Below are 14,752 nucleotides of genomic sequence, written 5' to 3' on the forward strand. Positions count from 1 at the left end.
CGCTCAAAAGTGAAAAAAATTGTCTGGGGAGTTGCTACACTGGCTGTGATAGGACTCGCTGTTTGGGGCAGCCTCTCACATTCAAGCTCGAAATCAAACGAGCAGGCGACAAATAGTAAAGATGAAGTAACGCTAAAAGTTGGTGCTTCCCCCACGCCACATGCAGAGATTTTAGAGCATATCAAGCCTATTTTAAAAAAGAAAGGCATTAATCTTGAAGTGGTGAAATTTGATGATTATATTTTGCCCAATAAAGCATTAGCTGGAAAAGAGATTGACGCAAATTATTTCCAACATATTCCGTATTTTAAAAAACAAGTCAAAGAAAATAATTATGCCTTTACAAATATGGGCAGTATTCATTTGGAGCCTATGGCACTTTATTCCCAAAAAATCAAAGACGTGAAAGAGTTAAAAGATGGCGCGACAATCGTAACGAGTAATTCTGAATCTGATTGGGGAAGGATTCTTACGATGTTAAGCGATGCAGGACTTATAACAGTAAAAAAAGGAACCAATCTTGAAACTGCAACTTTCGATGATATTGAAAAAAATCCCAAACATTTGAAGTTTCAGCATGCGATTGATGCGTCGCTGCTGGCAACCGCGTATCAAAATAATGAGGGTGATTTGGTTGCAATCAATGCTAATTTTGCAGTAGGAATCGGCTTAGTTCCGAAGAAAGACAGTGTATTGATTGAATCAGACAACTCTCCGTATGCTAATATCATTGCCGCTAGAACCGAAGATAAAAACAGTAAAGCAATCAAAGAATTGGTTAAAGTTTTACATAGCCAAGAAGTTCAAACGTGGATTACCAAACAATTCAAAGGTGTGGTTATTCCAGTCAACGAGTAAAGAGTATGACAGAAAAAGGAGTCTTTCTTTTCTGTCATACTCTTATTCTTTTCTTCTTATCAAATTATAATTAGTTTAATTAATCGATAGAATCGGTAGAAGAATATACTTCTTTTCATCGAGTTATGTAGCATAGAGTTTGCGATTCATTCTCAATTAAGATAGAATATAAACGAGAAGTCTTAGAAATTTTAGTTAATTGGAGGAAACATACATGTCTGTATTAGAAATAAAGAATTTGCATGTCTCAATCGAAGACAAACAGATTTTAAAAGGCGTCAACCTAACAATGAAAACTGGTGAAATCCATGCCATCATGGGACCAAATGGAACAGGAAAATCCACTCTTTCTGCTGCAATCATGGGCAATCCTAACTACGAAGTTACCGAAGGTGAAATTTTATTAGACGGTGAAAATATTTTAGAGCTGGAAGTCGACGAACGTGCACGTGCAGGTCTGTTTTTAGCTATGCAATATCCAAGTGAAATTGCAGGTATTACCAATGCAGAATTTATGCGTGCTGCGATCAACGCACGTCGTGATGAGGACGATAAAATGTCTGTCATGGCCTTCATCAAAAAATTAGACGAAAAAATGGATTTATTAAATATGCCAGAAGAAATGGCAGAACGTTACTTAAATGAAGGATTTTCCGGTGGTGAAAAGAAACGGAATGAAATCTTACAATTGTTGATGCTTGAACCAACGTTTGCGATTTTAGATGAAATTGATTCGGGCTTGGATATCGATGCACTAAAAGTGGTATCTAAAGGGGTCAATGCGATGCGTGGAGACAATTTTGGTTCCCTAATCATTACACATTACCAACGTCTGCTCAACTACATTACACCAGATGTCGTGCATGTGATGATGGATGGTCGTGTGGTCAAAACAGGTGGTGCAGAACTTGCCAAACGTTTAGAAGCAGAAGGCTATGCTGGAATTGGACAAGAACTTGGAATTGAGCTAACCGAAGAATAAAGGAGAGACAAAAGCAATGAAAGAAAGACAATGGCAAGAATACCTTGCTGACGTGCGCGACTTGTCACTCAGCTTAGGAGAACCACAGTGGATGCTCGAGCTAAGAGAAGCATCTCTAGAAAAGTTAGCCACACTTGAATTACCACACATCGAGCGGGTTAAAGTAGAGCGGATGCCTTTATTTAACGTAGGAGATTTCAAAGAAGGACAAGTTCCAGAAAGCGTCTATGCGTTTGACGAAGCAAAAGATAATCCGCTGATTGTACAGCACGGAAAAACGACGACCATCGAACAAATTTCAACAAAGTTGTTAGAACAAGGTGTTATTTACACGGATATGCAAACAGCCTTACAAGAATACCCTGAGCTAGTGCAAGCAGCCTATATGAATCAGGCAGTTTTACCGGACGAAGACAAATTGACAGCCTTTCATGCAGCCTTTATGAATAGCGGTGTTTTCTTGTATGTACCGAAAAATGTTGTCATTGAAGAACCAATTGAGGCACTATTATTTCAAGATTCATGCGCTACAACAGCTTTTGTGAAACATGTCTTGATTGTTGCAGAAGAAAATTGCGAATTCACTTACTTAGAACGTCTCAAAGCAGTTGGTGAAGGAAAACAAAAGATTAGTGGCAATGTCGTTGTAGAGGTGATTGCCAAACAAGGAGCAAAAATCAAATATGCTGCAATTGATCAATTGAGTGAAAATAGTACCTCTTATGTGAACCGTCGTGGATATATTGGACGGGATGCTTCGATTGATTGGGCGATTGGGATTTTCAATGATGGAGATATTGTTGCGGACTTTGACTCGGACTTAGTTGGTGTAGGTGCGCATTCTGAGATTAAAGTGGTTGCGATTAGCTCCGGCAAACAAATCCAAGGAATTGATACGCGAGTAACGAATAAAGCAGCGAATTCCATCGGGCACATCTTGCAACATGGGGTAATTCGAGATAAAGCAACCTTGACGTTTAATGGGATTGGACACATCATCAAAGGAGCTAAAAATGCTGATGCACAACAAGAAAGTCGTGTCTTAATGCTTTCTGAAAAAGCACGAGGAGATGCTAATCCGATTCTTTTGATTGATGAAAACGAAGTGACCGCAGGACACGCAGCCAGTGTTGGACGAGTTGATCCTGAAGAAATGTACTACTTGATGAGTCGTGGCTTAAGCAAGCACGAAGCAGAGCGCTTGGTTATTCGTGGCTTCTTGGGTTCGGTGATTACGGCGATTCCAATCAAAGCAGTTCAAAAAGAATTGGTGGATGTAATTGAAGGGAAGTTGGTTTAGATGACTCTAGACAGCGAAAGAATAAAAAAAGATTTTCCGATTCTTTTCCAAGAAGTTAACGACGAAAAGCTGGTGTACTTAGATAATGCTGCAACAACGCAAAAACCAAAACAAGTGTTGCAGGCGATAAAGCAGTACTACACGCAAGACAATGCCAATGTTCACCGCGGGGTTCATACACTGGCAGAAAGAGCGACCGCTAGTTACGAACGAGCACGTCAAAAGGTGCGTCAGTTTATCCATGCTGATTCTGTCCAGGAAGTTTTGTTCACACGCGGAACAACGACTGGACTGAATTGGATTGCGAGAGGATACGCAGAAAAAGCGGTTCAAGCAGGTGATGAGATTGTCCTTTCGTATATGGAACATCATTCCAACATCGTACCGTGGCAACAACTAGCTAAACGAGTAGGAGCGACACTGAAATATATAGAATTGACATCAGACGGGGAACTAGATATGGCAGATGCCAAGCAAAAAATCACAGCGAAAACTAAAATTGTTGCGGTTGCACATGCTTCCAACGTGCTTGGCGTAGTCAATCCCATCCAAGAACTAGCGCAGCTTGCACATGAAAATGGTGCCATTATCGTAGTAGATGGTGCACAATCAACGCCACACATGCCAGTAGACGTTCAAGTATTAGATGTCGATTTTTTTGCTTTTAGTGGACACAAATTATGCGCCCCAACTGGAATCGGAGTCTTATATGGTAAGCAAGCCTTACTCGAACAGATGGAGCCGGTTGAATTTGGAGGCGAGATGATTGATTTTGTCTACTTACAAGAAAGCACATGGAGTGAGCTTCCCTATAAATTTGAAGCTGGAACGCCCAATATTGGGGGCGGAATTGCGCTTGGAGCTGCAATTGATTATCTAGATGAAATCGGAATGGCGAACATCCATGCCTATGAAGCCGAACTTGTCGCCTATGTCTTGCCAAAACTGCAAGCAATTGAGGGATTAAAGATTTATGGACCAAATGAAGCAAGCAAGCGAACAGGTGTGATTGCGTTCAATTTTGAAGGGATTCATCCTCATGATGTCGCAACCGCGCTAGATATGGAAGGGATCGCAGTTCGTGCCGGTCATCACTGTGCGCAGCCATTATTAAAGTATTTGGATACACCAGCAACTGCACGTGCGAGCTTTTATTTTTATAATACCAAAGAAGATGCTGACCGCCTTGTTGCAGCACTTCTTGCGACAAAGGAGTTTTTCAATCATGGCACTTTCTAAATTAGATAATTTGTATCGCCAAGTCATCTTAGACCATTCGTCTCATCCTCATCATCATGGTGTGCTCGATCAGGCAACCAACCAAATCGAAATGAATAACCCCACTTGTGGCGATGTGATTCAGCTTCAATTTGTCTTAGATGCACAACAGGTGATTCAAGATATCCGCTTTTCAGGGAGTGGTTGTTCAATCAGTACTGCCAGTGCCAGTATGATGAGTGATGCAATGATTGGCAAAAGCGAAGCAGAAGCGCTACACTTAATTCAAGAATTTTCAGAATTAGTTCAAGGACAAGAAATCAAGCATTTGGATGAGCTAGGAGATGCCGCCATGTTAAGTGGTGTAGCTAAATTTCCTGCTAGAATCAAATGTGCCACACTGGCTTGGAAAGCTCTAGGAAGAGCTTTAGCCGAACAAAAAACAACAACAATCGGGCATGCAGCTCATTGTGAAGTGAACACTAAGGAAGGTGACAAAAATGAGTGAAGTACCTCAACTTGAAGAATATAAATTTGGCTTTCACGATGATGTGCAGCCACTATTTTCAACTGGAAAAGGCTTGACAGAAGAAATCGTCAGAGAAATTTCAGCGGTCAAAAAAGAACCAGAATGGATGCTTGACTTTCGTTTGAAGTCGCTAGCCCAATTTAACAAAATGCCCATGCAAGAGTGGGGACCAGACCTTTCAGACATTGATTTTGAAAAAATCAAATACTATCAAAAGGCTAGTGACAAACCTGCCCGTGATTGGGAAGATGTACCCGATAAAATCAAAGACACTTTTGAAAAAATTGGGATTCCAGAAGCAGAACGCGCTTATTTAGCTGGTGCCTCTGCTCAGTACGAATCAGAGGTTGTCTATCACAATATGAAAGAAGAATTTGAAAAGTTGGGAATTATCTTTACAGATACCGACTCAGCCCTCCAAGAATATCCAGACCTTTTCAAAGAATATTTCGCCAAACTAGTCCCACCAACAGACAACAAATTAGCCGCACTAAACTCAGCTGTGTGGTCAGGTGGAACGTTTATCTATGTCCCAAAAGGGGTCAAATGTGATGTGCCATTACAAACATACTTCCGGATTAATGCGGAAAATACTGGACAATTTGAACGGACTCTTATTATCGTAGATGAAGGTGCAAGTGTCCATTATGTCGAAGGCTGTACCGCACCGACTTATTCCAGTAACAGCTTGCATGCGGCAATCGTAGAAATTTATACCAGAAAAGATGCATACTGCCGTTACACAACTATCCAAAACTGGTCAGACAATGTTTACAATTTGGTAACCAAACGAGCAAAAGCTTACGAAGGCGCAACCGTTGAATGGATAGATGGCAATTTGGGTGCCAAAACGACAATGAAATACCCAAGTGTATACTTAGATGGACGTGGTGCCCGCGGAACGATGCTCTCTATTGCCTTTGCCGGAGCCAACCAAATCCAAGATACCGGTGCCAAAATGATTCACAACGCCCCACAAACTTCAAGCTCTATTGTCTCAAAATCAATTGCCAAGGATGGCGGCGAAGTAAACTACCGAGGACAAGTCACTTTTGGACCAAAAAGTAAAGGCTCCATGTCCCACATCGAATGCGATACCATTATTATGGATGATCAGTCAAAATCTGATACCATTCCATTTAATGAAATCCACAACGGCGAAGTCGCACTCGAACACGAAGCCAAAGTCTCTAAAATCTCCGAAGAACAACTCTACTACCTCATGAGCCGTGGCCTCACAGAATCAGAAGCCACCGAAATGATCGTCATGGGATTTGTCGAACCCTTCACCAAAGAGCTCCCTATGGAATATGCAGTCGAGCTGAACCGCTTGATTAGCTATGAGATGGAAGGAAGCGTTGGCTAATTCCTAGATATTAGCTAGAAACCTTGTTAAATAAGGGTTCTAGCTTTTTTATTTTGCTTGAAAAATGAGTTTGTAGCCAAACTTGTAGCCAAAAATTAAAAGTTAACGTATTGAGCGAACTTCTGGCCAGTTTCTTCTTTGGCTTTTTCTGTGACATGAGCATAAATATTCATAGTCGTTTTAATATCTTTATGGCCAAGTCTTTCTTGCACCTGGTTAATATTGGCACCTGATTCAAATAAAAGGCTGCAATGAGTGTGACGGAAACCGTGAGGAGTTATCCTTCTAATTTTTTCACTATCAGGATCTAACTTTAAACGCTTTTGGTCTTCTTTTTTGTATATCCAGTCTAACCAATCATTGACCACTTGAGGATAATAAAGCTCATTATTAATATTGGTAAAGACAAATTGTTTTTCACTTCCAGTATTGAAACCTAACTTAAAATAGTCCTCACGTTGCTTCATACGCCAGCTACTAAGAATCTTGATAGTTATATCATCTAAGCTGATTGAACGTAAAGAGTTCTTTGTTTTGGGCGATTGAAGCACGACATCACCATGTTCATCCATAGCTATTGTTTTACCTATGCTAATAGTTTTGTTAAACAAATCAATGTCACTCCATTGAGTAGCTAGAAGCTCGCTTTTTCTCATTCCGGTAAAGGCAAGAACTCTAAAATAGGCATAGTGTTTATAGTTGTTATTCGCTTTGACTATCTCCATAAATTCTTGAAGTTCCTCTTTAGAATAAAAGTTTATTTTAGTTTCTTCCTCTTTTTTTCTAGGTAAGATAGTCTTTTTCATTGGGTTAGAGTCCATTATCTCCATAGAAATACCATACTTCATAATTTGAGCAGTAACTTTTCTTAAAAAAGCATACTGCTTATATTTGTCGTGCCATTCATTAACAATCTTTTGACAATATGCCACAGTGATTTTATTAAGCTTTAACTTGCCGAATGCTGGCAATATCTGATTTCTTGCATAGCGTACAGAAATAGCGATTGTAGAAGGTTTAACACTCTTTCTTTGTTGTTCCAACCACATTTCATAAAGTTCTTTAAACGTGATATTTTGGGTTAATGCTTGACCTTTCTTATCAAAATCATTTTGTAACCTAGTTAATTCTTGTTGAGCTTCTTTTTTGGTGTTAAAACCTCTACGATTTACTTTAATAGATTTTCCAGTTACTGGATCACTACCAAGATAAGCACGTAGCAACCAAGCCTTTTCACCGTTCTTTTTTGAGTATTGTTTATATTCTGCCATGTTTTTTCTCTCCCTTTCATCTCACGAGGGCACGCTAGGTTAATAGGAGAGAAAGTATTTTAATCAAGCTTTTTTGAAAAAAGATTTACTTTAACGCTATTTTCAGTGTATCTGAATTCGCTTATCGCTTTTTCAGCTTCTTTTGTAAAATCCTCTTGAATCGCAGTTATTAAGGTAGGAGATAGACCATGTAACTCTTTATTTAAATTAGTAATTACTTTTTCAGAAATAGGCTCGATTAGTGCGTCTCCAAAATTCTCTCCATTCTGACTAATTGGTCCGATATCTGTAATGAATCCAGTAAATTCAAAAGTTTTTTTATTGTTATTTGAATCAAAAATATTTAGGAAGGCATCAATTCTGAATTCATAAGGTTCGCCAATACTAGGATCTGAAACTACATTTTCATCAATAGAAATATAATATTCAAAATCTAATGGGGAATAATCAAAAAACTCTGAAGGGGTTATATTTAGATATTTACATAACACATTAATTGTTTCCAATTGAATCATTTTACCATCATTTTGAGCGGTGCTAGTGATGGTATTTCTAGATAAATTTGTATCATTTGCAACTTGAGTTATTTTTAGCTTTCTTTCAGCTAAAAGAACAGACAATCTATTTCTTATCATTTTATACTTCTCCTTTTTTAATAGTTACTTATACTTATATCATCAATGATATTCTAAAAATGCAAAAAAATCAATTTAAATACAAAAATGATAATTTAAGTTGACAAAAACGCATATATATAGTTTAATAGTTTTTGACAATAAAAGTTGTCATTTTTATGTATTTTTAATTTAATAGATATGTTAATTTGTCTTTTGGAAGGAGGGTATAGATGGGGAATAATTTTTCGAAAATATTAGGATCGAAAATGCTTAGAGTATCAGATGTTAATAAAGCTACTGGAATTAGTAGAACTGTGTTATCAGAATTATATTATCAAAGAACTACTAATATTCAGTTAGAAACATTAACCAAAATTTGTGATTATTTAGAAATTTCGTTGAGTGAATTGATTGAGTATGAGCCTATCAATTTGAATTAAGAAAAAGAGGTGAAAAAGATGGAAATAGTATTCACAGAAAATAATTTATTAGGAGATGAACCATTTACGACTGATGAAGTCATTGCAGAATATGCGGAAGTAAAAAGAACCAGTGTTACAAGATTAATTAGAAAATATTTAGATGATTTAAAAGGAGTAGGAAAGCTCGGATTTCAAATCCGACCTTCTGATAGTGGGCAAAAAATAAAAATTTATCATCTTAATGAGCAGCAAGCGACTTTAATTATTACTTATTTGGATAATACCGAACCAGTAAGACGATTTAAGAAAATGCTAGTAGAACAATTTTTTATCATGAAACAAGAATTGATGAAGAGACAAATTATTAGAGAGATGGAAAAGCCAGTTAGAAAGGGACTCACAGATACCATTAAAGAATATATGCCAGATGATAAATGGGCTTATGGTAATATCACGAGACTTTTATGCAAGACGGTAACCAATCACAATCCTAAGCAGTTAAAAGAGCTTAGAAATGCTAAGAATAGCCATTCACTTATGGATGTCTTGACTAGTGAGGAGTTTGAAAGTTACCAGTCATTGGAACAAAAGGTTGTTACATTAATTGAGTTGGGGATGGATTATTATAAAATTAAGGAAGTCATTAGTAGAAAGGAGTGAGTAATTAATGGAAGTGTCATCTATAGCAGTCAGATTAGATCCAGAAATGGATAAAACATTAAGGGAATATATTTGTACTGTTACGAGGGAATCAATCGACCTGGTAAGAAAAGAAGCATCTCTAAGTAAAGAATGGCTTCGCAAGGGTGAGGCAAGTAAATTTATCGGCATATCTCCTAAGATACTAAACGATTGGATAGATAAAGGGCTAAAGACTTCCGTAGTTGAAGGAGTCACACTTATATCCAAGAATAGTATTACGGAATTTTTAATTGAACATGAAATATAAACCAAACGAGGGCACGCTAGGTTAGTAGAAGGAGATTGAAAGAGATGTACCAATTGAGACGATTAACATTATTATTTGTGGTGTTAGTTATAGGTATGTTATTGATTATAATAAATGAAGCATTAATTTTTATTGTAGGTGTACCTAGTTTAATGTTGTTATTTATGAAGTGGGATGAGGTTAGCTACATGAAGAATACAAAAAGCACCGCTAAGAATTGGCGTTCTAAACGGTGAGGGATAAAGATAATTTTCGATGACTATCTTTATCCCTAGTATATCAAAAATATGATGAAATGGGGAAATAATTTGAACGTAGAAGAAATAAAAGAATTATCTAAAAAAGTGAATCAAGTTACTCGTAATATGGAAATTATGGTCAGTTACATGGATCTTTTAAGTATGCTTGTATCTAATAAACAAGAAAATATTCAAGATAAAGGTATGGTATTGTATTTAGCTTTAAAAAAAGATGGAATGCTACAACTTTTACAAAATCAGTTAGAAAGCATGATTGACACCTCAAATGAAGCAGATAATTTTATCTATAAGGTTGCTGAAAAATTAGAAACTAAAAAAATTGTCGCTAATCATGGAGGGAAATTAAATGGAAAATAAAAACATAGATTTAGGTGATTTAGTAGCGGATGCAACATATTTAGAATGTGCAATAGATGGATTAAATTCTTTTGTCTATCATAATTTTGTTGCAGAAGATATGAAAGATATAAAAGTTGAAAGTATAAGCGCTCTAAGCGGTTTACTTGTGTCTATTCAATTATTAGTAAAAAAACACGTCAAAGAGTTAGCAGAATATGAAGTAAATCTTTAATAAATTTATGGTAGGTGAAAAATTATAATGGAAAATATAGAAGTGCAAAAATTAACAGGAATACAGAATTTGTACAGATATCCAGGTGTCGAAGTAATTGACAATTTTCTTAATGTAGGTGAAAAATTAATGATTACAGGAACAAGATTATCATGTAAAACTTCCGCAGCACTTCAGTTAGCTGTAGCGGTTGCAGAAGGATGGGATTGGTTAAATTTTGATGTTGTCAAGGGAAAGGTTTTATATGTCAACTTAGGAATGAATGATATAGCCTGTATGTACCGAGTTAATGAAATTTATAAATCCTATGGTTTAGATAAAAGTGAGAGTCTTGAAAATATTCACTTCTTAAATTTGAGAGGGAAAGGGATATTTGATGCTAAGTCTTTAGTGGATTTTTTAATAAGATACACACAAGACAATAACTATAAGATGATTATTATTGACTCATTAGATGATGTAATAAATATTAATAGAAATCAAACGGTACTTTCTTTTAATAGTCCTTATGATCAATTGGCCATGCTTAACCAAGAATTAAACAGACTAACAGAAATGGCTAACACGTCAATTGCTTATACTCACACAAGACAAGTAACTTTTGATAAAACGGTGCCTAATAGTTTATATGATGCAGTAGTAAATTTTAATTTTATTAACAAAGCCATTGAAGAAAATAAAATAATTACGAATTGGGAAGCTTCCTTTATGACTAGAAATTATCCATTGCTTCACCAAAGCAAATTTTTTAGATTTGAGTATCCTAATTTAGAAATTGATAATTCAATTGGTGAACGATTAAAAAAAGTTAATGAGTATAAGAAAAAAGAAAGTTATAAAAAAGTCTCTTCTGGAATTAAGAAGGCTAACCAGTCCCGAAGTAATAAAAGTCAATTGGAATTGGAAACAGCGTTTAACGCTTTAAGTGAAGATGGCCAATCAGTAGAAGTAATGGAGATAGCCAATCACTTAAATATAAAAAGGCAGTCAGTTTATAGGAAAGTAAAAAAACATAATAATTTCTATATCAGTGATGGAGATGTAAAGAAAGTTATAGAAGAAGTGTCACCACCTAAACAAGATAGTGACAAGAATTTAGGAACATTTTAATACGTAACATTCTTTAACCAACTTTTAGCTTGTTATGTATGTTAAACCCTTTAATACCAAGGGCTGTCTCCTCTCTATTGGATATCTCCCTGGTTAGGGGATAGATATACCAATAGAGAGAGGAATGAGACAAATAAAAAAGGTGAAAAATAGGTATATACCATTTATAAAATAACAAGATATGGAGATATTAAAAATGAGAGCAGCTGAAAATAGACAACGAGTAAAAATGTTTTTTGCCAGACCTTTTCAAATAGAAAATATTGAAAATAAAATTAATGACTTTCTAAAAGAAATCCAAAAAAATAATGAAGTTGTTAGTGTGAAACAGTCAGTTGGATTAAATGGTAATTACTTATTAATGACTGTAGTGTATGAAGAAGCAATTTAAAGAAAGTAGGAAAATAAATGGATAAAATTTACATCGATTCAAAAGAAAAAATTACAGTTTTAGAATTGCCACAGCATGGTGAAATTAAACTTATTATTCAAGATGGAAAAGTAATTAGAAAAGTAGTGATTTCATCTGAAAAAATGAAGTGAAGAATATATCTAAATGCTTGGAAATGTAGTTTAAAATGTCATAAAATGTTATAATAAGTGTATCAAATTGTAATTAGTCTGACTGGAAAACCAGAGGACACAAGTTAATTATTCTTAGTTGGATAATGACTTGTGTCCTCTTTTTTATTTAAAAAAAGAGCGGAGGAAGAAAATGGAGTATAGATGGGTGAAAGATTATAAAGATCTTAAAAAGCAAATTAATTATCTTAATTGGAATTTAAATAGATCTACACTCGAATTGAAACGTGGAGAAGTTGGAGAAATAAGAAGTGTTAATTTTGAAAATAAAAATAGGCTAGAAGAATTGCAACAAGATATTGCCAAAATTACTTCTGAAATTAAAAGATTGAAACGAGATAAGCAAGAGATGGTTCGATTAATTGATACTTTTGAAGGAGTTGATAATAAAATTATTAAACTCAAGTACATTGATGGTATGACATTAGAAGATGTTGCACAAGAAATAGGGTACAGTATTTCTTATGTTAGAAAAAGAAATACTGAAATTAATAAGATAATTAAATTTTTTGATAAAAAAGAAATGTCCAAGAATAGTTAAAATATTAATAGGAAAAGCTTAGATTTTTCAAAGGATTACTTTATAAAAAAATCGAAAGTAGGTGAAAGCGATGGATTCTTTTGATGAATTACTAATAAAGAAGTACTTACATATAGATAAAGAAATTTCTAAATTATACGAATATAAAAATAAGCTAAAAGAAGTGTTTTATTCTCAGAATATGGCTACTCATTTAGTCTACGATGCTCACGGTGTTCATTCAGAAGGATTTAGACAAGATATAAAGGTAATAAATTATTTAGAAAGTTTGGACATTGTGGAAGAACGGATAAATAGGTACAGGATAAGAAAAAATTACTTTAAAGAGTTTATTTGTTCACTTAGCGATGATGAAAAAGAAAAATTATCATTAAAATGTCTGAATAAAATTCCTCCTTTTTTATTCGAAAGAATCATAGGTGAAATAAGAGAAATTGAAACAGCTATTAATTTTAGATATGGAATTGAACCAGAAAACTTTGATGTTGTATTAACTGAGAATATGAATGTGAATGTAGAAAGGATGTGTGATTTTTTTGCGATATAAGGATCATATTAATATCAAGTTTTATTTAATAAGATGGAAATATTATCAAGAGCAGCGATATTATCTTGAGGACTTAGAAAAGGAAAATGCAACGGCTCTCTTTAATGCTTTGAATGGTATTTCAGTAGAAGATAGAGAGTTACTATCAGAAAAATACTATAAAAGCACTATAAAGGCGGATTTTGATTTTAAGAAAGAAGTATATCGAACAGTTAAACCTATAAAGAATAGCGAACTATGTTTGAAGCGTAATCTATCAGAAGAAAGATATACTCAAAAAATGAGGCTAGCAGAACATAATTTAAAAAATAGAATGTTTGAAATATACAATCAGATGTATGAAAAATTAGAAGAGTTTAAGTTAATGATTGGTAAAAGCCTATATTTTAAAGGATATTTAAACGAATCAAAAACTGGATTGAACGAATATTTGCTTAGTCAATCAATGGATGAGGGAATGATTTTTGTAGAAGATATTAATAACAGAGAGTATTATGATTTGATAGCATTGGGATTTAGGAAAGTTCCTATAAAATAAAAAAGATGATGATTGTAAATAGATTACTGATAAGCAAGACCATATGGATCAAATTAAAAAGATAACTCAATTGAAAATTTGGCTGAGTGATAAAATAAAAAAAGAGTAAAATATTAGCCGGCTATTTATTATAAACGACCATGGATAAAATCAATAGGTAGCGTTGAGTAGTCCTTATTTATGATATTTCTTAGACTAGACGAATTTGACCAGTATTAATACGAATAATTGAAGAAAGGAGAAAGCTATGTTAAATCAAAGACAGGAACGATTTTTAAAAGCACTGCTTGATACCCCCTCCATTGAACAAGCTTGTAAGTTGGCTAGTATAACTAAAAATACAGGTTATAAGTATTTAAAAGACGAAATTTTTATGAAAGAATACCGTGCTATTAGACGTGAATTAATGCAACAAGTTACCGCTAAGCTTCAAAAGAGTTCAGAGGATGCAGTACACACCTTAAATGATGTTATGCAAGATGGTGACGCTACTCCAAGTTCAAGAGTTCAAGCAGCTAAGAATATTCTAGATATTGCTTATAGATCTTTGGAATTAGACGACATTCAAGAACGTGTGGACCAATTAGAAAGTCAGTTAGCCAATGAGTAAATTTAGTAGCTTAAAAAGACAATTAAACTCTATTGAATCAAGAAAAGCTGACTCCTTATTGCTGGTTGAAGAACTACGACTATTATTAGCTCATTCATTATTGGATAAATTGAACGTTGAAAAAGAAATTGAATGTATGTTTGATGGTGGATGTAGTCAAAAGTTAAAACGCGACACTTCAATAACCATGGAAGAATGGGCGGATAAAATCAATAAAACGGATATCTCCAAAGAGCTTAAAAGTCAACTAATCAATGAGTATAAAACTAGAAGTTTCTCACCTCAATCAATTAGTTGGTTTTATGAAACACCAAAAGAAGGATTAACCTTAAAACCTATTGAGGAGACTTCTAAAGAGATTGAAGCTTATTTAAATCTTATAGGAGGTGTTTAAAGGATTGAAACGCAATATAGCATCAAAATAAGCCAGCTTGAAGAGAAGCTTAATTATAAAGAATCAGATGATTTTGTCAGATATGTT

General features: G+C 34.8%; 21 protein-coding genes. 19 read left to right on the plus strand and 2 right to left on the minus strand.

Annotated features, from left to right (window positions below; genetic code table 11):
* The first annotated feature begins 9 nt into the window (after window positions 1-9).
* The 6 genes from CBF30_RS08395 (at window position 10) to sufB (ending at window position 6,253) form a co-directional block, all read left to right on the plus strand.
* Complete coding sequence (locus CBF30_RS08395; protein ID WP_126825552.1) at window positions 10-858, plus strand: MetQ/NlpA family ABC transporter substrate-binding protein; 849 nt, start codon at window positions 10-12, stop codon at window positions 856-858.
* A gap of 214 nt (window positions 859-1,072) precedes the next feature.
* Window positions 1,073-1,840: a Fe-S cluster assembly ATPase SufC gene (gene sufC / locus CBF30_RS08400; protein ID WP_126825124.1), complete on the plus strand. Its 768-nt coding sequence runs from the start codon at window positions 1,073-1,075 to the stop codon at window positions 1,838-1,840.
* 16 nt (window positions 1,841-1,856) lie between these two features.
* Window positions 1,857-3,140, plus strand: coding sequence for a Fe-S cluster assembly protein SufD (gene sufD, locus CBF30_RS08405; RefSeq protein ID WP_126825127.1), 1,284 nt, complete (start codon window positions 1,857-1,859; stop codon window positions 3,138-3,140).
* Window positions 3,141-4,379 (plus strand): cysteine desulfurase, encoded by a 1,239-nt coding sequence (locus tag CBF30_RS08410; protein WP_126825130.1) that lies wholly within the window; start codon window positions 3,141-3,143, stop codon window positions 4,377-4,379.
* The gene (sufU, locus tag CBF30_RS08415) at window positions 4,366-4,866 is read left to right on the plus strand and encodes a Fe-S cluster assembly sulfur transfer protein SufU (protein WP_126825133.1); all 501 of its coding nucleotides are present in this window, start codon (window positions 4,366-4,368) and stop codon (window positions 4,864-4,866) included. Before CBF30_RS08410 ends, sufU begins: the two co-directional genes overlap by 14 nt.
* A complete protein-coding gene (gene sufB, locus CBF30_RS08420) occupies window positions 4,859-6,253 on the plus strand; it encodes a Fe-S cluster assembly protein SufB (protein ID WP_126825136.1) in 1,395 nt (464 codons plus the stop codon). The genes sufU and sufB overlap by 8 nt, the downstream gene beginning before the upstream one ends.
* A 95-nt stretch (window positions 6,254-6,348) precedes the next feature.
* Here sufB and CBF30_RS08425 read toward each other — a convergent pair whose 3' ends face one another.
* Both CBF30_RS08425 and CBF30_RS08430 read right to left on the minus strand, forming a co-directional pair.
* Window positions 6,349-7,524: a site-specific integrase gene (locus CBF30_RS08425; RefSeq protein WP_126825139.1), complete on the minus strand. Its 1,176-nt coding sequence runs from the start codon at window positions 7,522-7,524 to the stop codon at window positions 6,349-6,351.
* A 59-nt stretch (window positions 7,525-7,583) separates the two neighbouring features.
* Window positions 7,584-8,159, minus strand: coding sequence for a helix-turn-helix domain-containing protein (locus CBF30_RS08430; RefSeq protein ID WP_126825142.1), 576 nt, complete (start codon window positions 8,157-8,159; stop codon window positions 7,584-7,586).
* A 212-nt stretch (window positions 8,160-8,371) separates the two neighbouring features.
* Between CBF30_RS08430 and CBF30_RS08435 the strand changes: the two genes are divergently transcribed.
* The 13 genes from CBF30_RS08435 to CBF30_RS08490 all read left to right on the plus strand — a co-directional run bounded on the left by CBF30_RS08435 (window position 8,372) and on the right by CBF30_RS08490 (window position 14,665).
* Complete coding sequence (locus CBF30_RS08435) at window positions 8,372-8,581, plus strand: helix-turn-helix domain-containing protein (protein ID WP_126825146.1); 210 nt, start codon at window positions 8,372-8,374, stop codon at window positions 8,579-8,581.
* Window positions 8,582-8,599: 18 nt separating this feature from the next.
* On the plus strand, window positions 8,600-9,223 hold the full coding sequence (locus CBF30_RS08440) for a Rha family transcriptional regulator (RefSeq protein WP_126825149.1): 624 nt from the start codon (window positions 8,600-8,602) through the stop codon (window positions 9,221-9,223).
* A gap of 7 nt (window positions 9,224-9,230) precedes the next feature.
* Window positions 9,231-9,512, plus strand: a complete 282-nt coding sequence (locus CBF30_RS08445) for a hypothetical protein (protein WP_126825152.1) — start codon at window positions 9,231-9,233, stop codon at window positions 9,510-9,512.
* A 308-nt stretch (window positions 9,513-9,820) separates the two neighbouring features.
* A complete protein-coding gene (locus tag CBF30_RS08450) occupies window positions 9,821-10,129 on the plus strand; it encodes a hypothetical protein (protein WP_126825155.1) in 309 nt (102 codons plus the stop codon).
* Window positions 10,119-10,343, plus strand: coding sequence for a hypothetical protein (locus CBF30_RS08455; RefSeq protein WP_126825159.1), 225 nt, complete (start codon window positions 10,119-10,121; stop codon window positions 10,341-10,343). The genes CBF30_RS08450 and CBF30_RS08455 overlap by 11 nt, the downstream gene beginning before the upstream one ends.
* Window positions 10,344-10,370: 27 nt before the next feature.
* Window positions 10,371-11,453 (plus strand): AAA family ATPase, encoded by a 1,083-nt coding sequence (locus tag CBF30_RS08460; RefSeq protein ID WP_126825162.1) that lies wholly within the window; start codon window positions 10,371-10,373, stop codon window positions 11,451-11,453.
* A 196-nt stretch (window positions 11,454-11,649) separates the two neighbouring features.
* Window positions 11,650-11,844 carry a hypothetical protein gene (locus CBF30_RS08465; protein ID WP_126825165.1) on the plus strand — a complete coding sequence of 65 codons (195 nt, stop codon included), beginning with the start codon at window positions 11,650-11,652 and terminating at the stop codon, window positions 11,842-11,844.
* Window positions 11,845-11,861: 17 nt separating this feature from the next.
* Complete coding sequence (locus CBF30_RS12085; RefSeq protein ID WP_281273606.1) at window positions 11,862-11,996, plus strand: hypothetical protein; 135 nt, start codon at window positions 11,862-11,864, stop codon at window positions 11,994-11,996.
* A gap of 172 nt (window positions 11,997-12,168) precedes the next feature.
* A complete protein-coding gene (locus CBF30_RS08470) occupies window positions 12,169-12,576 on the plus strand; it encodes a hypothetical protein (protein WP_126825168.1) in 408 nt (135 codons plus the stop codon).
* Window positions 12,577-12,646: 70 nt separating this feature from the next.
* Complete coding sequence (locus CBF30_RS08475; protein WP_126825171.1) at window positions 12,647-13,123, plus strand: hypothetical protein; 477 nt, start codon at window positions 12,647-12,649, stop codon at window positions 13,121-13,123.
* The gene (locus tag CBF30_RS08480) at window positions 13,113-13,661 is read left to right on the plus strand and encodes a hypothetical protein (protein WP_126825174.1); all 549 of its coding nucleotides are present in this window, start codon (window positions 13,113-13,115) and stop codon (window positions 13,659-13,661) included. Before CBF30_RS08475 ends, CBF30_RS08480 begins: the two co-directional genes overlap by 11 nt.
* 247 nt (window positions 13,662-13,908) lie before the next feature.
* Window positions 13,909-14,271: a phage replication protein gene (locus CBF30_RS08485; RefSeq protein ID WP_126825177.1), complete on the plus strand. Its 363-nt coding sequence runs from the start codon at window positions 13,909-13,911 to the stop codon at window positions 14,269-14,271.
* The gene (locus CBF30_RS08490) at window positions 14,264-14,665 is read left to right on the plus strand and encodes a hypothetical protein (RefSeq protein ID WP_126825180.1); all 402 of its coding nucleotides are present in this window, start codon (window positions 14,264-14,266) and stop codon (window positions 14,663-14,665) included. The genes CBF30_RS08485 and CBF30_RS08490 overlap by 8 nt, the downstream gene beginning before the upstream one ends.
* Window positions 14,666-14,752 lie beyond the last annotated feature (87 nt).

This window comes from Vagococcus entomophilus (assembly GCF_003987595.1).
Lineage (GTDB): Bacteria > Bacillota > Bacilli > Lactobacillales > Vagococcaceae > Vagococcus_E > Vagococcus_E entomophilus.